The following is a 21,416-nucleotide window of genomic DNA, read 5'->3' as shown; positions in this document are numbered from 1 at the left end:
TCAGAACCGCAGGGTCCACGCGTCCGTGCAGAGCGTCGAGATGTGAGTGTCCACGGTACTGCCTTGCGCTGCCAACCCTTCGAGGAGGAGTCGCTCGGCGTCCCGCAGCCACGGCCACTCGCTGGCCCAGTGCGCGACATCTACCAGCGCCGGGCCTTCGGCGTACGCCTGGGCCTCGGTCGCGGGGTGGTGCCGGAGGTCGGCGGTCACGTACGCGTCGACGCCGGACGCCCGGACTCGCTCGAACTCCGAGTCGCCCGCTCCCCCGACGACGGCGACGGTCTCGATCGTCCGCTCCGGGTCCCCCGACACCCGTACGCCGTGCTCCGTGCGCGGGAGGTGATCGGCGACCAACCGGGCGAAGTCCTTCAGCGGCAGCGGCGCGGACAGCGCACCGATGCGGCCGCCACCACGCTCGCTCGGCAGCGCAGCCAGTTCGTAGATGTCGAACGCTGGTTCCTCGTAGGAGTGCGCCGCCTTCAGCGCCTCGACCACGGCCCGCCGCTTGCCCCGCGGCAGGATCATCTCGACCCGGTTCTCCGGCACGACCTCAATGTCGCCGACCTGTCCGATCGTGGGATTGGCGCCCTCGAGTGGACGGAAGGTCCCTTCACCGGTGCCGCTCCAGGCGGCCCGCTCGTAGTCGCCGATCTGGCCCGCGCCTGCCTTCGCCAGTGCGTCGAGCATGGCCTGTGTCTCGTCGACCGGCACGAAGACGACGAGCTTGTCCATCGGGTCGGACGGCATCGCCTTGAGCGGCCGCGTGTCCTGCAGCCCGAGTGCCGCGGCCAGTGCGTCACTCACACCCGGGTTCGCGTTGTCCGCGTTGGTATGGCAGACGTGCAGCGCCGTACCGCTCCGGATCAGGTCGTGCACGACCCGGCCCTTCGGCGTCGTCGCCGCCACGCTGTTCACGCCGCGTAACAACAGCGGGTGGTGCGTGACGAGGAGATCGACGTCGCCCGCAATCGCCTCGTCCACCACCACGCGCATCGGGTCCACGGCGAACAGGATCCGTCGTACCTGCTGCTCCGGATCGCCAGTGACCAGACCGACCGCATCCCAGGACTCCGCCCAGGCAGGGTTGTAGAGGCGGTCGAGTACGGCGATCACGTCAGCAAGCGTCGGAGTCACGGCCCCCATCCTGCCGCATCAGATCAGCCAGGCAGTGGTGTCACTCGGGAGCTTGTCGCCTTCCAGCGGACCACTCGACAGCACGACCGCAGCGTCCGGCAGTTCGACCGGCGCCACCCCGAAGTTCGTGATCGACTGCCAGCCGCCCGGACGGGTGAAGTGCAGGACCCAGTCCGTGCCATCGACCCACGTCAGCGAGTTGCCGGTCTGCAGTCCCCGGCGTACTGCGAGGGCCTTGCGGTACAGGCTCAGCGTCGAACTGACGTCGCCTTCCTGCGCCTCGACGGAGTACCCACCGAACCACTTCGGCTGCAGCAGATGCGACCCACCCGAGCCGAAGCCGAACGACAGCCCGCCGACTGTCCATGGGATCGGCACCCGGCACCCGTCACGGCCCTTCTCGGCACCCTTCGAGCGGAAGTAGGCCGGGTCCTGCAGGTTCGCGGCCGGCAGCTCGCCGACCTCCTGCAGCCCGAGCTCCTCCCCCTGATACAGGTACGCCGAACCCGGCAGCGCCAGCATCAGCAGCACCGCTGCGCGGGCCCGGCGCAACCCCAGCTCCACGTCGACGGTCGGCTCGGTGCCGTTGCTCAACAACCAAGCCTTGCCGTCCTGCCACAGGCCGGACGGGTCCTTCGGCAGACCGTAGCGGGTCGCGTGGCGGACGACGTCGTGGTTCGAGAACACCCAGGTCGAGGAGGAGCCATTCTGGTCGGCAAGCGCGAGGTTCTCCTCGATCACCTGGCGGAACTTGTCGTACTCCCAGTCGGCCTGCAGCAGGTCGAAGTTGAACGCCTGCCCGAGCCCGTCCGCACTCGCATACCGCGCCCGGCGCGACGCCGGGACGAACGCCTCTGCCACAGCGGACCGCGGTGGGTCGTACTCGTTCAGGACCTGCCGCCACTCGCGATAGATCTCGTGTACGCCGTCCCGGTCCCACAGCGGGTGCAGACCGTACGACTCGGACACTCGAGGCAGGGTCGCCTGTGACGGCATCGGCTCCGACAGGTCCTTCATCAGCGCATGCGCGACGTCCACCCGGAAGCCGTCGACACCGCGGTCCGACCAAAAGCGCAGCGTCTGGAGGAAGTCAGCCCGGACCTCCGGGTGCTCCCAGTTCAGGTCGGGCTGCTCGGCCGCGAACATGTGCAGGTACCACTGACCGTCGGCGGTCTGCGCCCACGCGGAGCCGCCGAACACCGAGTCCCAATCGGACGGCGGCTGGTCACCGTCGCCCTCCCGGAAGATGTACCGCTCCCGCGCCGGCGAACCCTTCGGTGCGGCCAGGGCTTCGGTGAACCAGGCATGCCGGTCCGAGGTGTGGTTCGGCACGATGTCGACGATCAGCTTGATGTTCGCCGCGTGCAGCGCGTCGACCAGTTGGTCGATGTCCGCCAGGGTGCCCAGCCGCGGGTCCACGGCGCGGTAGTCGTCGACGTCGTACCCACCGTCGGCCAGGGCGGACGGGTAGAACGGGCTCAGCCAGACCGCGTCGATGCCGAGGGCCTCGAGGTACGGCACGCGGCTGACGATGCCCTGCAGGTCGCCGAGGCCGTCGCCGTCGGAGTCGGCGAAGCTCCGCGGATAGATCTGGTAGACGACCGCCTGCCGCCACCAATCGGCATCGTTCGTCAACTGCTTGCTCGTCATCAGCGCCTCACTGAAGTCGTCTGCAGAGTGTTGTCCGTGATTAATATAGAGTCTAAATTTAGATCCTGCAGTATTCTGCGCCGGGACGTTCGAGCTGGTCAAGGGGCTTTGCATGACAGTGACTCAAGCCACGGCGACACCGCCGCTGTTGCGCCGCGTGAACGCGGGCAAGCTCCTCGGCGTGCTCTCGAACGCGGGAGTGATGACAGGAACCGGTCTGATCCAGGCCACCGGCCTGACCCGGGCGACCGTGCACGCCGTCTGCAACGACCTCATCTCGATGGGCTGGGTGGTCGAGCTCGACCCCGGCCGCGACGACACCGCGGTGGGCCGGCCGTCGCGGCGGTTCGAGTTCAACAGCCGGGCCGGGTATGTGCTCGGGATCGACATCGGCGACGCCAAGACCACGGTGCTGCTCGCGGACCTGCGCGGCGAGACGGTCGCCAAGGCCGGCCGCTCGGTGTCCGACGTGAAGACGCCGGGCGAGCGGACCGACATCGTGCACGAGACGATCGTCGAAGCCCTGGCGAGCGCGGGGGTCTGCGATCCACAGGTGCTGGCTGCGGGAGTCGGAGTCGCGGCGCCGGTCGACCGGGACGGGAACATCCTGGTCGACGACGAGTTCTGGCGGCGGTTCGACGCGGGCCTGGCGAAGCGGCTGACCGAGTTGCACGGCTGGCCGGTGCTGCTCGAGAACGACGCCAATCTCGCCGCCCTGGGAGAACAGTGGCGCGGCGAAGGGCGGGACGTCGACGACCTCGCCGTACTGCTCGCCGGTGAGCGGTTCGGTTCCGGACTGATGGATTCGGGCCGGCTGCTGCACGGCAGTCGTGGTGGTGCGGGCGAGATGGTCTACCTCAAGCTCGTCGAGGGCGTCGGTGACACCCACGGCATCGCCCGGATCGCGCGTGACCAAGGCGCCGCCGCGGTCGCCGATCCGGCCGTCGACACCATCCTGCGGACACTCGACGGCCCGATCACCGCGGAACAGGTCTTCACCGCCGCCGGCTCCGGCGATGAAGTTGCCCTGGGCATCCTTCAGCACGTGGCCGGGCGGACCGCCCGGGTGGTGGCGACGCTCGGGATCCTGTTCAACCCCGAGCTCGTCGTCCTCGGTGGCGCGGTCGCCCAGGCCGCCAAGGCGTTGCTGCCCGACATCGAACGCCACCTGGCCACCTTCACCAGTACGCCGCCGCGCGTCGCCGTCTCGTCCCTCGGCGACGCGATCGTCTCCGTCGGCGCGGTCCGCCACGCTCTCAACTACGTCGAGCAACACGCCCTGGATCTGAATCTCAAGCCTGCGTGAGCGCCCTCGCGACTACCTCGAGGACGATGACGTTGCGGCCCGAGGTGGTGGCGGAGCGGATGCCTTCGGGGACGAGGGCGCGATCCTCGGGGATACCCGTGCAGAGCACGAACACGTTGTCCTTGTGCCCCTCGAGCAGGTGGGTCAGCGCGTCGCGCATCCACGGCGTACGTCCGGCGTCTTGAACCGCGATGACGAGCGGACGGCCCGCGGCGGCTGCGGCCGCTGTCTTGATCGCGTCGCCGGCTGGTGAATCACCGTCAGTGAGCCGATGTTCGCCACGGAGCACGACGCCGTCCGAACCTGGTGCAACGCGACCGAAGACCTCGGGAAGCCCACTGAAATAGGGGTTCCAGGCCGGGTGCAGCCCCTGCGTCAGATCGATGACGTACGGCGCGGAGCCGAGCACCGGGATGTTCTGGCCGGCCACCACGCGGGCGGCGACCTCGCGGATCGGGGCACCGTCGAGACCCGGCTGCCGGGTGCGCTGGGCCAAGCTCGCCGCGAGCGCACGGCCCCGGGCAGCCGCGTCGGCGACTCGTTCGGCGTCCAACGTTCCGTTGCCGATGGCATCGACCACCCGCGCGGTCAGCGCCTGTGGGTCCGCGGAGCCGACGGCGATCATGGCCAGGTCGGCGCCGGCACCGATCGACGCGACCGCGGCGTCCTCGATCGACCTGGTCTTGGTGATCGCCTGCATCTCCAGTGCGTCAGTGGTGATCACGCCGGTGAAGCCGAGTTCTTCGCGCAGCAGGCCGGTCAGCAGGCGGCGCGACAGGGTGGCCGGCTGGTCGTCGTACGCGGAGAAGATGATGTGGGCGCTCATCACCACGTCGGCGCCGGCCGCGATCGTCGCCCGGAACGGCGCAAGCTCGACCGCGTTGACCTCCTCGATCGAGCGGTCGACGCTGGGCAGGCCGACGTGGGAGTCGACGGCGACGTCGCCGTGGCCCGGGAAGTGCTTTGGGCAGGCGGCGATGCCGGCCTCGTGCACGCCCTCGACGAACGCGACGCCGTGCCGGGAGACCACGTCGGCCGTCGTACCGAACGAGCGGGTGGAGATGATCGGGTTCGCCGGGTTGCTGTTGACGTCGACCGACGGCGCGAGCATCAGGTCGATGCCCAGGCTCGCCAGCGTCGCCGCGGCGTCCCGGGCGGAGGCGCGGGTCAGGTCGACGTCGTCGAGATCGCCGAGGACGCGCGGTGAGGCCAGCGGCCACGGGTTGGCCGGCGCGAGGTGGCTGAACTCGCCGCCCTCGTGATCGATCGCGATGATCAGGTCGGGCCGCTCGGCCCGCAGCGACGCGGTCAGGGCGGCCACCTGATCGGCGTCGGCGACGTTGCGGGTGAACAGGATGACGCCGCCGAGACCGGCAGCGACCGCACGGCGCAACTCGTCGGGGGCGGTGGTCCCGCTGAAGCCGACGATCAGCGCGCCGGCGGCATCACGATCCAGTTGATCACTCATCCCCCTACCCTCTCCTCCCCGAGGTGCGCGCCGCCAGCCCTGGCCGCCGGAGTCCGGCCAATGCCGTCACGGACAGCTAATAATTAGCGCCTTCTGGACGGCCTAGGGCGATCGTTGTCAGGCTATGTCAAGGCATTTAACTGGCGTCTTCCTGCGGCTTTGCGGGGGATTCCTGCCATTGACCCCTGTCTGTCCGGGCCGACTACGGATAACGTTGTCTCCCGACCTGACCACCTGCATCGGCACTGACGGGGGGACCATGAGTGACGAACCAGTGAAGCAGGACACCGTCCTGGGCATCGACATCGGCGGCACGAAGATGGCCGCCGCACTCGTGTCCAGCGACGGTGAGATCCTCACCGGGGACCGGATCCTGACTCCACCCGGCGACGCGGACGTGGTCTTCGCGGCGCTCGGCGAGCTGATCGGGCGGGTGCGCGGTGACGCGACGCCGGTCGCGGTCGGGATCGGTTCGGCCGGGCCACTGGATCAGGAGCACGGGCTGGTGTCACCGGTCAACATCACCGGCTGGCGGAACTTCCCGCTGGTCGAGCGGGTCCGGGGGCTGGTCGGCGACGTACCCGTGACGCTCGGGGTCGACGGGCACTGCTTCGCGCTGGGTGAGTTCTGGACGGGCGCCGGACGCGACGCCGACACGCTTCTGGGGATCGTGGTGTCGACCGGCGTCGGCGGCGGATTGGTTGTCGACGGCAAGCCTGTCATCGGTCAGTCGGGGAACGCCGCGCACATCGGTCACGTGGTCGTGGACCTGGACGGCGAGGCGTGCGCGTGCGGGTCGTACGGCTGCGTGGAGGCGTACGCGAGCGGGCCGCGGATGGTTGCCCGGGCCAAGCGTCGCGGCTGGCGGATCGGCGAGGAGGCGGATGCCGCCGTACTCGCCGCCGACGCGGCCGCCGGGGACGAGCTCGCGCTGGCCGCGTTCGACGACGGCGCGCAGGCACTGGCCGCGGGGATCGTCGCGACGGCGGTGACGGTCGATCTGACCACGGTGGTCATCGGGGGCGGGGTGTCGAAGGCCGGGCCGGTTCTGTTCGACCCGGTGCAGGCGTGGGTGAAGCGGCTCGCACAACTCCCTTTCATCACCGACCTGGCGGTCGAGCCCGCCCAGCTCGACAACGCCGGCCTGCTCGGGGCCGCCCATCAGGCCTGGGCCGCCGTCGGCTGACCGCCGTACACCTCTCCCGGCGTTACGCACACATCTGCACGCGCGGAACAGGGTCGCATGCGCACCTTTGCGCAGTTTTAACCCAATTGCCCGGATCTGTGTAACGACTGGGCCGTCCCACGCGATGCAACGGATGGATGGGGTGGGGGCACGTCATCCAAGACTGGTCAGGGGGGCCTGGACCGGTCGGCAACGGTTGGTCGATGGGGGGCCAGGATCAGCCGAACGCGTGAGCGGCGGAGAGGAGACTCTCCGCCGCCCTCGCGAACAGCACGGCGTCAGGTCAGGTCAGCAACGTCCGCCAGCGTTGTCCAGGGCAACGCTCGACCAGAGAGACTCGGTCCCCGATGGACGTCGCGGTACTCCTGCTCTTCGCTGTCTTCTTCACCGCGCTGCTGGTCCGGACCACGTCCAGGTACGACGTACTGCGAGCATCTGTCGGACGGCCGCGACTGTTCCAGATCGCCGCTGTCCTGGCCGCCGCGGTCACTGTGCCGGTCGACGTGTACGCGGTCGTCTACGGCACCGTTGGCCCGGGGGCGGTGGCGCTCGAGGACGTCGCCGGACGCTTGCTACTGATGAACGTCGCCGCCGCGTGCGGCGTCGCTGCCCTGCACGGCTCGCTGCGCGGACGGGCCCTCGCCGGCCCGGGAACCGCCGCAGCCGTGGCAGGGTCGGCTCCACCCATGGGAGCGCCGGCCGACGACGGCCACGCGCTCCGGCTGGGTGTGCTCGGCTGGACCGGACCACTGATCGCTCTGATCGTGGTCACCGCCGTGGTGGCGGTCGGGTCCGGCGGAGACGGAATGGGTTCCGGTGGGAACGGATCCGGTGCCGGCAGCGTCGGACCGACGACCGGAAGCGTCGGGTCCGCGCTGGCGGTCTACTCCCTGCTCGTCTGCGTGATCAGCGCCTCATCGCTGTTCCGCCGCCGGGCGAGGAGTGCGATCGATCCTCAGGAGGGATGAGGATCGTCGCGGGTTCTGCACCGCGGACGGAGGCCGGTGGCTGCGGGAGGGCTGCCCCCGACAACCCCCGTCCACGGTGCAGGACAGTGCTCTACGGCTTGAGCCACTCCGGTTCGGGGAGGAGGGCTCGGTCCAGACGCCCGTTGTCGTCGAGCGGGAGTTCCTCGATCGGGATGAGGTCGGCCGGCACCAGGTAGATCGGGAGTTCCTTGGTCAGGTCGAGCATCAGGCGGGCCAGGACTGCCGGATCGCTGTCCTCGAGAACGACGTACCCGAGGAGGCAGGTGTCGCCGGCCGGATCCGCGCAGGCGACCACAACGGCGTCGACCACGCCGGGCTGATCGGCCAGGACGTGTTCGGTTTCGCCGGGTTCGACGCGGTGGCCGCGGATCTTGACCTGGTCGTCGGCGCGACCGAGGTACTCCAGCGTCCCGTCCGGCCGCCAGCGGCCCAGGTCGCGGCTGCGGTACAACCGCGCTCCCGGATGCCCCGGATCCGGCACGAACGCGTGCTCGGTCTCGTCCGGCCGCCCGATGTAGCCCTGGGCAACGGCCGGTCCGCCGAGGTGGATCTCACCGACCGCACCGACCGGCACCGGCCGCAGTACCTGATCCAGCAGGCGTACGACGACGCCCTCGACCGGACGCCCGATCGACGGCCGGTCCACGGCCGGGTCGACCTCGTGGATCGTGGTCACGATCGACGCCTCGACCGGGCCGTACTCGTTGAACAGCCGGCACTCCGGATGCGCCTCGAGGAAGTCGCGCACCTTGTGCGTCAGCACCATCGCCTCGCCGCCCGCGACGATCTCCCGCAGCGCGGGCAACTCGGGCAGCCGCCGCATCGTCGCGAGCAACGCCGTCAACGGGCTGAACGCCATGAACAACCGCTCGACGTCGTGGTCCCGCAGCGCCGCGATCACCGCGTCCGGGTCGTACCGGTCGTCCTCGCCGATCAGCACCAGCGCCGAGCCGGAGGCCAGCGCGGTGAACATCTCCTGCACGTGAACGTCGAAACCGAACGAGGTCCACTGCAGCGTCCGCAGCGAACTCCGGGTCCGCAGATAATGCCGGATCAGGTTGACCGGGCCGCGGTGCGGGACGACGACGCCCTTCGGGTTCCCGGTCGAGCCGGACGTGTAGATGCAGTAGGCAACATCATCGGCGGCGGCCCGCACCGGCGGCGCCTGCCGCGCTCGCGCATCGCCGTCCGACGTTGCCACCGGAACCAACCGCAGTCCGAGCCGATCGGCCAGGGCCGCGTCGTCACCGACCAGCGCGACCGCGGAGGAGTCCGCGACCATGAACGCCCAGCGCGACTCGGGTACGCCGGGATCCAGCGGCAGGTACGCCGCGCCGGACTTCAGCACGGCGAGCACCGCGACGACCAGTTCGGTGCCTCGGGCAACACGTACGGCGACCAGTTGTCCGGGCTTCACGCCGAGGTCGACGAGCCGCCACGCGAGTGCGTTGGCCCGGCGATCGAGTTCACCGTACGTCAGCTCGCGCTGATCCTGGATCAGCGCGATCGCGTCCGGAGTGCGGGCGACCTGCTGCTCGAAGAGCGTGTGCAGTCCGCTGAGCTCGCCGGCGACGACGGCATCCCGACGTACTCGACCGATCGGGCCGGCTGGCGCGGTGTCGCCTTCGAGCTCGCGGAGGGCCTCGAGGTCGGACTCGATCGGGAACATCAGGTCGGGGAGGCGCAAGTTCGGCTGGGCGGTGGCGCGACGCAGGACCGCTTCGAGGTACGCGACGAGGCGGTCGATGGTGCGCTGCTCGAACAGTCCGGAGCGGTAGTCCGCCGTACACGTGATGCCGGCGCCGTGGTGGGTCAGCCGGAGGCGGAGGTCGAGCGGTTCGGGCAGCTCGTCGTCGCCGTCCTCGAACTCGACGAGAACCTGGAAGAGTGGGTCACGCTCGAGCACGGCGAGGTCGGTGCCGGCGTGGTCGAACGCGCCGGCCGTCACGTCGCGCACCCGGTGCGCGATCTCGCCGAGGTCGGGTTCGCCGGACAGGTCGATCCGGATCGGGAGAGCGCGCCGGGCCGCCGTCGAGGTGTCGCCCTGCGGCCGGATCAACGCGGTCCCGATCGTCACGTCGTCCTGCGCGGCGAATCGCCCGAGCACGGTGCCGACGGCCGCCAGCATGGTCATCAGCGGGGAGACCTTCCGGCCCCGGCTGAACACGAACACCGCGTCGCCGAGCTCCTCCTCGAACTCCTTCTTCACGGACCCGACAGCGCCCGAGGCAGCCGGGCGGACGCCGTCCGCAACCAGCACGAGCGGCTCTGCCCCGGCCAGCGCCATCTCCCAGTAGCCCAGGTCCCGCCGCAACCGCTCAACGTCCTCGCCCTTGCGAGGCTCGGTCTGCGCTTCGGCTGTTAGCTCTGTTTCGTCCTCTGGGTCCGCCGCGGGTGCATCAGGCTGCACATCGTCGATGGCTTCAGCCTTGCCCGCTGCGTCCTGCGCGCCGTTCGGCTCTTGAGGCGTTGATGGGTCGGGGTCGCCGAGGTGTTCGGAGGTGGTTGGGTCTTCTGAGGTTGCGGCTTCGAGGAGGGCGAGCTGTTCGCGCATCAGCTTGGTGACGCCGTCCACCAGCTGGCCCGCCACGCGGAGTTGCTGCGACATGAGCACGGCCATGCCGTTGCCTGGCAACTCGGCCTCGCTGGTCGCCGCTGCGGCCTCGTCGACCTTCGCCGCCAACTCCGCCAACCCGGAGCCCAGATCAGCCAGAGCAGTCCGAGCATCCCGAACCGGCGCGGCTGCCATCTCCTGAAGCTCTTCAGCAGGAGCCTCGACCTCAGCGTCCTCGGCCGCAGGCTCGACCTCGGCCTTCTCGGCGGGAGGCTGGAGCTCGGTTTCCTCGGTCGGAGCCTTCGCCGCGGCGTTCTCGGTCTTCTCGGCGCGCGCCTCCTCGGCCGCACCTTCCACCGGTTCGGGTGCTTCGGCGGCGGTCTCCGGCGGGACTGCAACGGCCGCCTGCTCCGCCTCCGGGGCTTCCAGGGCTTCCGGGGCTTCCGGGGCCTGCGTGGCGACGGCTGTGGCGAGCTTGTGCGGAGTGGTGTAGGCGCTGAACAGATCCTCGGAGGTGAGCGTCACCTCGAAGCGGGAGTTGATCTCGGTGATGACCGGCGCCATCGAGTCCGGCCTGGCGCCGAGCTCGGCGAACGTGTGGTCGACGGTCAGGTCGTACGGATCGAGGTTCAGCGCCTCACAAGTCAGATCCAGGATCAGATCCAGCGAGTCGCGGTACCGCTCGGCCGACATCTCGTCGCCGGACAACACCCCGGCCTGCGCCAGATAGTCCGCGTCGATCTGATGTGTCTCCGCCGGCAACGCGAACGGCGACTGCTCCTCCACCGGCTCGTTGCTCTCAGCAACCTCCGGTTCGGACGGCGGATCCAGCGGGATCCGCTTCACCGCCGCACTCGACGGCTCGAACACGACCGCCTGCGCCCGCGCCGCGCGCTCGAACGGACTCGGCTGCACCCGCGCCACCCGCCCGGCACCATCACCAGCGAGCCCGGTCGCAGAGGTGTCGACCGGGTGATGCACCCGCCGGAACGGGTACGTCGGCAACGGCACGCGACCGCCGTCGGAGTACACCTTCGACCACGCGATCTCGGTGCCCTGCTCGTACAACTCGGCCAGCCCGTTCATCGTCGCGAGGACGGGATCCTGACCCAGCCGTTGCGCGGGGATCCACGTGCTGTTCGGCGCGATCCGGCGCCCTGCCGGACTCAGTACGGCGTCCGGCCCGAGCTCCAGGAAGCGACGGCAACCGGCGGCCGTGACCGCCTCGACCGCGTCACCGAACAGCACCGGCTGCCGCAACTGCCCGACCAGGTAGTCGCCGTCCAGCACCGTCCCGGACTCGAGCAGATCGCCGGACCAGCTCGACACCATCGGCGTCCGCAACGGCTTCAGCGTGATCTCCCGGACGATCGCGGCGAAGTCCTTCAGGATCGGATCCACCAGCGAACTGTGGAACGCCCGATCCACGTCCAGCCGCTGATACGCAACCTCCAGCCGGTCCAGCTGCTCCGCGAGCTGCCCGACGATCACCTCGGAACCGGTCAGCACGAACGACTGCGGACCGTTGCCTGCGGCAATCTCCACGCCAGGCGTCTGCGTCAGCTCGCGAACCCGGTCCGCGTCCGCACGGACAGCAACCATCGCGCCGGGCACGGTGCCACGCTGCATGAGCTCGCCGCGCTTGGCGGTCAGCCGTACGCCGTCCGCCAGCGAGAGGGCACCGGCCACGCACAGAGCGGCGTACTCCCCCACGCTGTGACCGACCACCAGCGCGGGCTGCACACCGAACGACTGCCAGAGCCGCGCAAGCGCCACCTCGAACGCGAACAGCGCGGGCTGCGCGGTCTCAGTCGGCCAGACACCTTCGGACGCACCGGCAGGTGTCAGTAACAGCTCCAGCAGGCTGCCACCGGTCTCCTCGGCGTACACGCGGTCGCACTCGTCCAGCACCGAGCGGAACACCGGGAAGCGAGTGGCAAGTGCAGCAGCCATTCCGCGTCGCGCAGCGCCCTGACCGGTGAACGCGTAGCCCAGTGGACCCGGTCCGCCGCGTGGGACTTCGGTCGCCTGAGCTGAGCCGAGTGCGTCGACCAGCTCGGCCTCGGACGCGCCCGCTACCGCGATGCGGTGCCGGTGTGGCGGTCGGCCGAGGGCCGCCGTACCAGCGAGGTCGATCAGGCGGTGTCCGGTGCCGTGGCCGAGATCGGTGCGGAACAACTCGACCAGATCCGCCAGAGCGTCCGGGTCGGGCGCAGAGAGAGGCAGCACGACCGGTCCGTCGTCGCCGCGACGGATCTGCCGCGGCGACTCCTCCAGGATGACCTGCGCGTTGGTACCGCCGGCGTCGAGTGCGCTGACGCCCGCGCGCAGCGTCGTACCGGCCTCCCAGTCACGCGCCTCGGTGCCGATCACGAACGGGCTGCCTTCCAGCGCGAGCTCCGCGTTCGGCTCGGTGTAGTTGATCGTCGGCACCAGCATCCGGTGCTGCAGCATCAGGATGGTCTTGATCAGGCCGGCCATGCCCGCGGCGCTGTCGAGGTGGCCGATGTTCGGCTTCACCGAGCCGATCGTGCAGAAGCCGACCTTGTCGGTGTGCCGGCGCAGTGCGGTCGTCAGCGACTCCACCTCGGCGGAGTCCGCTGCGGCGCTGCCGATCGCGTTCGCCTCGATGTAGCTGAGTGAGTCCGCCGCGAACCCGGACCGCTCCAGCGCACGCTCGATCAGGTCGACCTGGTTGCCCTCGGAAGCGTCTTCGTTGCTGACCGCGGTGCCGCGGATCACGGCGTACACGGTGTCTCCGTCGGCGACGGCCTGGTCGAGCCGCTTCAGCAGTACGGCCGCAACGCCGTTCCCACCGACCGTGCCGTCTGCGGCCGCGTCGAACGCACGGACCTGGCCGCGCGGCGACAGGATCGACTCCGGTGCCGGGTGGTAGCCCGTTGCCTGCGGCACCTGTACGGCGGCCGCACCGGCGAGGGCGAGGTCCGCGTCGCCGGAGCGCAACGCCTGGCAGGCCAGGTGCACCGCGACCAAGGACGAGGACCAGGCGGACTGTACGCCGATGGCCGGACCGGTGAGGCCGAGGCGATAGGCGACGCGGGTGGCGAGGGAGTCGCGGGACTGGTGCTGCTGGGTGTACAGGTTCATGCCGGAGCCCGCGAACACGCCGACGCGGCCGGTGGTACCGGCGTACCCGCCGTGCTCGAGCGCCTGGTAGCAGACCTCCAGGAACAACCGCTGCGCCGGGTCCATCAACTCGGCCTCACGGTCGCTGAGGCCGAAGAACTTCGCGTCGAACGACTCCACATGATCAAGCACGCCACTGACGGCCACCAGCCCGTCATCCACATGCCCGCCCGCCTGGCTCACTTCCTCACTCGTGAACCGCCGAAGACTCTCCACCCCACCCACAAGGTTGTCCCAGAACTGCTCCAGCGTCTCCGCCCCCGGAAACCGCCCAGCCAACCCCACCACAGCCACAGCCCCCACAACCCGCTCCCGCTCCCGCTCCCGCTGCGCGGACTCGGCCTGCGGCGCGGGCGCTGCCTGAGCCTGGTCAGTCGGGTGTTCGGGTTCCGACTCTGCGGACGCGACCAGCTCTGGCGCAGCCTCCGACTCCTGCCCAGCCTCCGCGACCTGCTCGGTCGCTCCTTCTACAACCGGCTCTGCCCCGGAGACACCCTCGACGGTTGCCTCCGCGACGGACACCGCCGACGCAGCCACCGTGTGCTCCTCGACAGGCTCGCCCGCCACCTCCTCGACCGACTCAGCCTCCGAAGGCTCGTCCTGAGCAGCCTCGGCAGCTACTTCCTCGATCGGCTCGGCTTCGGCGGATAGCTCCTCGGTGGATTCAGGCTGCTCAGCCTCTGCGATCTCCTCGGAGGTCGCATCGGCGGCCGACTCGTCGACGGTCTCAGTCGACTCAGCCTCAGCTGCTTGCGTCGGCTCAGCCTCTTGCTGCTCTTCGGCAACAGCCTCCGCGGCAGGCTCAGCTTCGGCGCCTGGCTCGACCTCAAGCTGCTCATCGGCGCCGACCTCGGACTCGGCGGCTGCCTCCAGCCCAACCTCAGGCGCCTGCTCGTCGACAACCTCCGCGGCGGGCCCGGTTTCGGCGGCGGGCTTCAGCTCGGCCTCGGGCTGCTGTTCCTCGGCAGCGGCTCCGGCGACGGGACCAGCCGCGGCCGTCGGTGCTGCCTCGGCTTCGGGTTGCTGCTCGGTGGCGGGCTGGGGCTGTTCGTGGTCGGTTGCCTTGGCGACCGGTTCTGGGGCGGGTGCTTCGGCTGGTACGTCGAGGGCGGGGGCATGCGTGATCGTGTACTGCGCGATGAACCGGGCGGCAGGGAGCTCAGCCCGAGCCTGTGCTTCGGCAGCAGGCCCTTCAGGTGCTTCCGCGGCATGCTCGGCCGACTCAGTCCATGCTGCGGACTCCTGCGGCGCTTCGGAGCCCGCGGACTCGGCTGCTGCCTCGACCGACTCGGTCGACTCGGCCTCGGCGGAGGACTCCGGCTGCGGCTGGACTTCGGCTGCAGGCTCCTCGGCCGTTCCCTCGACAGGCCCGGTCGGTTCGACCTGCGCGGAGGACTCCGGCTCGGGTTGTGCTTCGGCCGCAGGCTCCTCAGGTGCTTCCGCGGCGGGCTCGATCGCCTCGGTCTCCGCGGCCAGGTCAGTGCGCACTTCGGCTGCAGACTCCTCAGCCGTCCCCGCCACAGACTCGGTCCGGTCGGCCTTCGCGGACGGCTGGGGGTGTGCTTCGGCCGCGGGTTCCTCGGCTGCTGCCTCGGAAAGCTGGGTCGGCTCGGCGTCCGCGGAGGACTGGGGCTGCTCTTCGGCAGGCTGCTCAGATGCTTCCTCGGCGGGCTCAGCCGGCTCGACCTCTGCGGTGGCCTCCGGCTGTGCCTGGGCTTCAGCCGCAGGCTTGTCGGCTGCTGCTTCGGCTGGGTCGGTTGGCTCGAGGTGTGCTGCGGGATCTGGCTGGGCTTCGGCGGGCTGCTTGGGCGCTTGCTCGGCGGGCTGCTTGACCTCGGCCTCTGCAGTGGGCTCCGGGTGGGGCTGTGCTGCGGTCGCAGGCGCGGCAGATGCGTTCTCGACGGGCTCGGCCGACTCGGATTCTGCGGCGGGCTCCGGGGGCCGTTGACCTTCGGCACCGACGGGCGGGGGCGGCTCGTCGGTGTCGGGGATTCGTTGGAGCTCGGTGGTTTGTTCGGTGTCGGGGATTGGGGCGGGCTCAGAGTGGGCGGCATCGGCGGTTGGCTCGGTTGCGACGGGAGCGGGTTGCTCGACGGCGGCGGTTGGCTCGGTTGCGGGGGGAGCGGGCTGGGCGGCGGCTGCGGTGGGCTCGGAGGGCGTGGCCTGCTGGGAGGGGGTGGGGGTGCCGAGGGTGGGGCGTTGGGGTGGGGTGGGGATGGATTGTTGGAGGGTGCGTTTCCAGGCGAGGCGGACTACCGGGAGTTCGGTGGTGCGTTCGGCTGGGTCTTCTTCGGCTGAGATGAGGGTGTCGGCGGCGCCTGCGTGCGGGCCTTCGCCGGCGGGGCCGGAGTACGAGTTGGCGCCGGCTGGTTCGACGTACGGGTGGGGTGGGGTTTCCAGCGTGCCGTCGATCCAGCGTTGCTTGAGCAGCGGGCGGAGGATCTTGCCGCCGGGCGTGGTCGGGAAGTCCCGGCGCGGTACGCCGATCACCTCGGCCTGAAGCCCGAGCCGGGCCAGGACGAGACTCCGGATCGCCTGATCCATCCCCGGGATCGACTCCGGCGTGAGCGCGTAGAACACGACCAGCCGGTCGGTCCCGCTCTCGCCGTCCGCGATCCCACAAGCCGCGACCAGACCCTGCTCGGCACCGACCACCGTCGCAGCGACCGACTCGATGTCGTGCGCGTAGTAGAGCTTCCCGGACATGATGATGCGTTCGCTGTCCCGGCCGGTGATGACCACCTGCCCGCCGGTGATGAACGCCTGGTCCCCGGTCGCCAGCCACTTCCGCGCCGGCCAGTTGCCAATCGGGAACGCCGCCCGGTCCGCCTCCAGATTGCCCAGGTACCCCGGTGTCACCCGAGCCGACGCGACCTGCAGCTGACCGATCCGGCCCTCCGGCAGCACCGCACCGTTCGGCGCCACGATCCGCACCGTCGTACCGGGCGCCGGAGCACCGACAGACACCAGGCTCAGCACGCCGGGTGCCTCGGCCCGCGTCTTACCCGGCCGAGCAACCGCGACCTTCCCGGTGGCCGGCCGCTGGTCGACCCACTCGATGACGCCGGTCGGCGGGATCCGGACGCGGTGCACGTTCGGCGTCAGCCCAGGCCGCGCGAACGTGATCCCGGTGACCGTCTCCGTCATCCCCCAGGCCGCGACGAAGGTCTCCGGTACGACGCCGAACCGGTTCGTCAGCCGCAGGAACTCCGACACCACCGGCACCGTGATCTGCTCGCCACCGCTGACCAGACTGCGCAGCGCGGACAGGTCCCAGTGCCGGTCCGGCTCGCCCGCGATCGCCCGCGTGGCGAGGCGGTAGCCGAAGTTCGGGGACCAGGAATGGTTGACCCGGTGCTGGTCCATCAAGTCCAGCCAGCGCAGCGGGTCAGCCAGCACCCAGTCGGTGTTCACATGCACGTTGGTGCAGCCGGTGAACACGGGCAGCAGGTGGTACAGCAGGAACGCGCCGCTCTGCGTCAGCGGCAGCCAGTTCAGCGTTGTCTGACCGGGCCGCACCGGCAGCATGGCCGGCGTACCAGCGGCGAACTCGACCAGCCCGCGGTGAGTCAGCTGCACGATCTTCGGCGCACCGGTGCTGGTGCCGGACGACATCATCAGTACGGCGACGTCGTCCGCGGCCGGGCGGTGGAACTCCGACGTCGGCTCATGGCCGGCCAGGGCGTCCGGGTCGAGGACCGGCAGGCCGAGGTCGTTCGGGAGGTCGGACGGGCGGCCGATCAGCACGGTCCAGCCGAGCAGGTCGGTCAGCTTGCGGAGCCGCTCGCGACCCTCCTCGGACCGGTCGCCCTCAGGACTCGGGGCCATCAGCAACGGACGGATGCCGCCCAGCGTGCAGGCCCAGAAGGCCGCGAAGAAGCCGACGGGCTCGGTGCAGTGCACGACCGCCGGATCTCCGGCGCGTACGCCGTTCGCCCGCAGGCCGGCCAGTATGCGGGCAGCCAACTCGAGCAGGGTCGGGAAGTCGAGCTTGGTCTCACGGCCGTCGGGGCCGATCTCGACCACGCCGGCGCCGCCGAAGTCGCGGGCCGCGCGGAGCAGCGCGCTGGGCAGGTCCCTGGGGTATCCGGCCGGGATCATCAGGGCCGGTCCGGTGCTGATCGCCGGCCGGTCCACACCGCTTCTCACCACGTGCCTCCCACCACCGGCACGAGGTGGGTCGGGAGGGGTTCAGCGAATGCGCGGGCAGGCCGGGACACAACGGTGGTGCCGTCCAGTTGGCGACCCACGGACACGCGCCTCCCCAACTGGACGGAGCCGGGCTCAGGGCAGACCCGTCTCGCTCTCACCGACAGAAAGCCCCGTTTTCCGTCTGCCGGAACGAAGCCGTGACCGGGCACCCCGGTGCGTCATCGCGCCGACCGACAGCCGTGAACCCTACCAGTCGAGACCGGCCCTGGAGGAGTCCGTTCCGGCGATCGATGAGTTAAGAAATCCCGCCGACCGCCGGCACCCTGGACAACGACCCTCGCTGCCTGCGGATACGCCGGATCGGCAGAGTGTCCGATCACCGGAGACACCTCGTCCCCGGCCCGCCGAGCGGACCGGGGACGACCTGGTGGAACGTTCGCTGAGCGAAAAACCTCAGCCGATGCGAACCGCGACGACGTCCGCAGTCACGGTGATCTGACCGCCACCGGCGGAGCTGCCGTCGTCGTTGTAGCCGAACCCGAAGACCTCGACCTTCGTCGCCTCGGACACCTTCACGACCTTCACGGTCGAGCCGGTCAGCTCACGGTCCTTCGCCGGCGAGATCTCGGCGCCGAGGATCGTGCCGAAGTCGTCTCCGAACGCCGTGTCCGAAGCGCCCACGCGCAGCGCCAGCTGCGGCCGGGTGCCGGCGACGCCGGCCTCCGTGCGCGCGAAGAACGCGGACGCGTTCAGCAGCCACTTGCCCGGCGCCAGCGTGATCTCGCCGACCTTCGTCTTCTGCGTCTTGAACGAGCCACCGATGTTCGCGATCACCTTCGGGCCGAGGGTGTCCGAGACACCTTCCTTGCCGAGTACGTCGGTCGCCGGGTCACCCGGGTCACCCTTCGCACCGGTGTCACCCTTGGGGCCGGGCGCACCGGGGTCACCCTTGTCCCCCTTGGTTCCGTTCTTCGCGATCTTCTGTCGCAGGTCCCATCCGAGTTTCGACTCCGCGATCGTGTTGTCGTGGATGTCGCCACCCCAGACGCCGCCGTTGATGATCTGGGCCGAGCCGACGCTGTTGGCCGGCACGGTCGACGCGGCGGTGGCCGACGGAATGACGGCGACCCCGACCAATGCGGCCGTGAGCACCGCGGGCGCGGCGTAACGGCGTACATGGCGGTTCTGCACGAGTTTCCGGACACGGCTGTTCTGCGCGTGCTGAGACATGGATTCCCCTCCAGTTGTCCCCGAGCCCCCCTCGGGATCCTGTGCACGTTACTGGTCTGGAGCGGAATCCGTAAGATAACGGAGCCTAAAGATTTAGGTGGGCGAAGTGGGATCGAGCCGCCGAAATCTTCCTTGTATTGCGGCTTCATAGGCCAGGAAGCCCGGCACCACTCGATGTCCACCGTCTGCCGGCCCTTCTCGATCACAGGCCGGCTTTGGTCACTCCGTAGACAGCCTGCGCGTGGGTGAAGCCTTCGCCGGCGCTCGACTCGAGCTGGTGGATCAGGCTGAACGCAGTGAACTCCAGGTAAGACTCGGCAGCGCCGATCGCCTGCTCCTGGCCCGCGGTCATCGAAGGCTGCGTGCCACCCAGGACAACGACCCTCGCTGCCTGCGGATACGCCGCATCGGCGAAGTGTCCGATCACCGGAGACGCCTCAGCCCCGAGGCCGCGTACGGGTCTTGGGGTTCGGGGACTCCTTGATGGCGCGGAGCAGGAGGTCGTGGAGTTGGCGCTGTTCGGCGGCGCTGAGTCCCTCGAGGGGCGAGTCGACGACGAGCGTTGCCAGCAGGTCGTCGCGGACCTTGGCGCCACATTCGGTGAGCACGAGTTGCTTGGCGCGCCGGTCGTGCGGGTCGGGCTGACGTTCGACCAGACCGAGCCGGGCCAGCCGGTCGACGACGTACGTGACGTTGGACGGCTCGCAGGACATGCGCCGCGCCAGCTCGCGCGACGTCATCGGCCCGGTCAGCTCCCTGAGGGCGACCGCCTGCGCCTCGGTCAGCTCGAGCGTGGAGGCGCAGGTGCCGACATGGTCGCTGATGCGCTGGGCCAGCTCGCTGACCAGCCCGCACAGCTCCCGAACAGCATCGCTTCGCCCTGTGGCCATGGACGCATCGTACGCGGTTCGATCAAGCGACAACCATACAGACTTGCTCTAAGTTTGAATGTTTCTAGCTTGATCTATATGGTTCTGGCTTGCTGGTTCAGCCATCGCCGTCGAGGCACGGGAAGGACGCGAGTTCGTGGGCACATTGGCAGGCAAGACCGCTCTGGTCACCGGGGGCAGCCGAGGCATCGGGAGGGCGATCGCCGAGCGGTTGGGGCGCGACGGGGCCTGCGTCGGGGTGCATTACAACACCGATGAGGAGGCCGCCAAGCGGACCGCCGGTGCGATCGAGGCTGCGGGTGGCTCGGCCTTCACCGTCAGGTCAGGGCTGGGTGTCCCAGGCGACGCCGAGGCGTTGTGGTCGGCGTTCGACGCGCATGCCGACGGGTTGGACATCCTGGTCAACAACGCCGGTATCGCAGAGCTGGGCGGAATCGCCGACACGACACCGGAGAGCTTCGATCGGCTCTTCGCGGTGAATACCAGAGCTCCGTTCTTCGTGGCGCAGCTCGGGCTCTCCCGGCTGCGCGACGGTGGCCGCATCGTCAACATCTCCACCAGCTACACCCTGGGCCACACCGATCCGGGCCTGATCGCGTACGCGATGACCAAGGCGGCGATCGACGTGTTCACCACGACCCTCGCCAAGGACCTCGGGTCGCGGGCCGTCACGGTCAACGCGGTCAATCCGGGCGCGATCGACACCGACCTCAACGCCTCGTGGCTGCGCTCGGACGAAGCGGCACGGGCGGCCACCGCGGCGCGCTCTCCGCTGGCGCGGGTCGGGGTACCCGACGATGTCGCCGGCGTGGTCGCGTTCCTGGCCTCCGACGACGCGGGCTGGGTGACCGGCCAGACCATCGACGCCACCGGCGGCGCCTTGCTCTGACCCGGCGATCGGGAGCCCGTGGACCGTCACGACCCGGCAGCTGGCGAGTTGCCCGGTCACGGTCGTGCTGCGGCGTGTCGAGGACAAGTGGAGCCCGGTGGTCATCCGCTCCTCGCCGAGCGCGGATACGGCGTCAACGAACTCGACCGGGCGATCGAGAGCATCAGCCGCCGCATGCCGACCCGCACGCTGCGAACTCTCGAAGACGAAGGAATCGTCCACCGCACTGTGTACGGCGCGCTGGGACTGGTGTGGGCGAAGAGGGGATCGAACCCCCGACATCTTCCTTGTAAGGGAAGCGCTCTACCGCTGAGCTATCCGCCCGGTGTGGATCAAACGACCGGCGCAGTCTACCCGAGGTCGTGTCCCAGAGTTGCCAGCGCCCGGGCGTAGTCGTCGAGGTTGCGGGCCTCCGGGATCGAGTTCACCACCGACCAGCGGACGGCACCGGCCCGGTCGACCACGAACGTGCCGCGCAGAGCACATCCGCGCTCGGGATCGAAGACGCCGTACGACGAGGCGATCGCGCCGTGTGGCCAGAAGTCGGTGAGCAGACCGAACTCGAGCTTGTGCGCGTCGGCGTAGGCCCGCAGGGCGAACATCGGGTCGCACGAGATCGCCAGGAACTCCGCCGCCGCCAGCAGGTCCGGCCGGTCACGCAGCGCGGCCAACTCGCTCGTGCAGACCCCACTGAAGGCGTACGGATAGAAGACCAGTACGACGTCGCTGCGGCCGGCGTACTCGCTCAGCCGGACCTGTTCGCCGTGCTGGTTGCGGGCTGTGAAGTCCGGTGCCCGGCTGCCGACGGCAGGGGTCACCGT

12 protein-coding genes, 1 tRNA gene and 1 pseudogene are annotated in these 21,416 nt (G+C 69.8%); 5 read left to right on the top strand and 9 right to left on the bottom strand.

What is annotated here, in order from left to right; translation table 11 throughout:
• Window positions 1–1,134: a Nif3-like dinuclear metal center hexameric protein gene (locus E0H75_RS13780; RefSeq protein WP_202872984.1), complete on the bottom strand. Its 1,134-nt coding sequence runs from the start codon at window positions 1,132–1,134 to the stop codon at window positions 1–3.
• An 18-nt stretch (window positions 1,135–1,152) separates the two neighbouring features.
• Window positions 1,153–2,784, bottom strand: coding sequence for a glycoside hydrolase family 13 protein (locus tag E0H75_RS13775; RefSeq protein ID WP_131513875.1), 1,632 nt, complete (start codon window positions 2,782–2,784; stop codon window positions 1,153–1,155).
• Window positions 2,785–2,896: 112 nt separating this feature from the next.
• Here E0H75_RS13775 and E0H75_RS13770 point away from each other — a divergent pair, with 112 nt between their 5' ends.
• Window positions 2,897–4,090: an ROK family protein gene (locus tag E0H75_RS13770; protein WP_131513874.1), complete on the top strand. Its 1,194-nt coding sequence runs from the start codon at window positions 2,897–2,899 to the stop codon at window positions 4,088–4,090.
• Here E0H75_RS13770 and nagZ read toward each other — a convergent pair.
• Window positions 4,077–5,558 carry a beta-N-acetylhexosaminidase gene (nagZ, locus tag E0H75_RS13765; RefSeq protein WP_131513873.1) on the bottom strand — a complete coding sequence of 494 codons (1,482 nt, stop codon included), beginning with the start codon at window positions 5,556–5,558 and terminating at the stop codon, window positions 4,077–4,079. The two genes, E0H75_RS13770 and nagZ, sit on opposite strands and share 14 nt — an antisense overlap.
• A gap of 259 nt (window positions 5,559–5,817) precedes the next feature.
• Between nagZ and E0H75_RS13760 the strand changes: the two genes are divergently transcribed.
• Both E0H75_RS13760 and E0H75_RS13755 read left to right on the top strand, forming a co-directional pair.
• Window positions 5,818–6,744 (top strand): ROK family protein, encoded by a 927-nt coding sequence (locus E0H75_RS13760; protein ID WP_131513872.1) that lies wholly within the window; start codon window positions 5,818–5,820, stop codon window positions 6,742–6,744.
• Between the two features lie 347 nt (window positions 6,745–7,091).
• On the top strand, window positions 7,092–7,712 hold the full coding sequence (locus tag E0H75_RS13755; RefSeq protein ID WP_131513871.1) for a hypothetical protein: 621 nt from the start codon (window positions 7,092–7,094) through the stop codon (window positions 7,710–7,712).
• A 91-nt stretch (window positions 7,713–7,803) separates the two neighbouring features.
• Here the strand turns inward: E0H75_RS13755 and E0H75_RS13750 are convergent, their stop codons facing one another.
• The 4 genes from E0H75_RS13750 to E0H75_RS13735 form a co-directional block, all read right to left on the bottom strand.
• Complete coding sequence (locus E0H75_RS13750) at window positions 7,804–17,583, bottom strand: non-ribosomal peptide synthetase/type I polyketide synthase (RefSeq protein WP_131513870.1); 9,780 nt, start codon at window positions 17,581–17,583, stop codon at window positions 7,804–7,806.
• 456 nt (window positions 17,584–18,039) lie between these two features.
• The gene (locus tag E0H75_RS13745; protein WP_131513869.1) at window positions 18,040–18,816 is read right to left on the bottom strand and encodes a collagen-like triple helix repeat-containing protein; all 777 of its coding nucleotides are present in this window, start codon (window positions 18,814–18,816) and stop codon (window positions 18,040–18,042) included.
• A gap of 202 nt (window positions 18,817–19,018) precedes the next feature.
• Window positions 19,019–19,168, bottom strand: coding sequence for an Ltp family lipoprotein (locus E0H75_RS13740; protein WP_131514112.1), 150 nt, complete (start codon window positions 19,166–19,168; stop codon window positions 19,019–19,021).
• Between the two features lie 85 nt (window positions 19,169–19,253).
• Window positions 19,254–19,706 (bottom strand): MarR family winged helix-turn-helix transcriptional regulator, encoded by a 453-nt coding sequence (locus tag E0H75_RS13735; protein WP_131513868.1) that lies wholly within the window; start codon window positions 19,704–19,706, stop codon window positions 19,254–19,256.
• Between the two features lie 136 nt (window positions 19,707–19,842).
• On the opposite strand from E0H75_RS13735, the gene E0H75_RS13730 reads away from it, so the two are divergent.
• Both E0H75_RS13730 and E0H75_RS45005 read left to right on the top strand, forming a co-directional pair.
• Window positions 19,843–20,595, top strand: coding sequence for an SDR family oxidoreductase (locus E0H75_RS13730; protein WP_131513867.1), 753 nt, complete (start codon window positions 19,843–19,845; stop codon window positions 20,593–20,595).
• Window positions 20,596–20,613: 18 nt separating this feature from the next.
• Window positions 20,614–20,820: pseudogene (locus E0H75_RS45005) on the top strand (winged helix-turn-helix transcriptional regulator); the annotation flags it as partial.
• Between the two features lie 27 nt (window positions 20,821–20,847).
• Here the strand turns inward: E0H75_RS45005 and E0H75_RS13720 are convergent.
• Together E0H75_RS13720 and E0H75_RS13715 are read right to left on the bottom strand one after the other, a co-directional pair.
• Window positions 20,848–20,919 (bottom strand) — tRNA-Val (locus E0H75_RS13720).
• Between the two features lie 26 nt (window positions 20,920–20,945).
• Window positions 20,946–21,413 carry a peroxiredoxin gene (locus E0H75_RS13715; protein ID WP_131513866.1) on the bottom strand — a complete coding sequence of 156 codons (468 nt, stop codon included), beginning with the start codon at window positions 21,411–21,413 and terminating at the stop codon, window positions 20,946–20,948.
• Window positions 21,414–21,416 lie beyond the last annotated feature (3 nt).

Origin of the sequence: Kribbella capetownensis (genome assembly GCF_004331485.1) — a bacterium.
Classification (GTDB): Bacteria; Actinomycetota; Actinomycetes; order Propionibacteriales; family Kribbellaceae; genus Kribbella; species Kribbella capetownensis.
The sequence above is the reverse complement of the archived record's forward strand: the minus strand, read 5'-3'. Positions and strand labels throughout refer to the sequence as shown.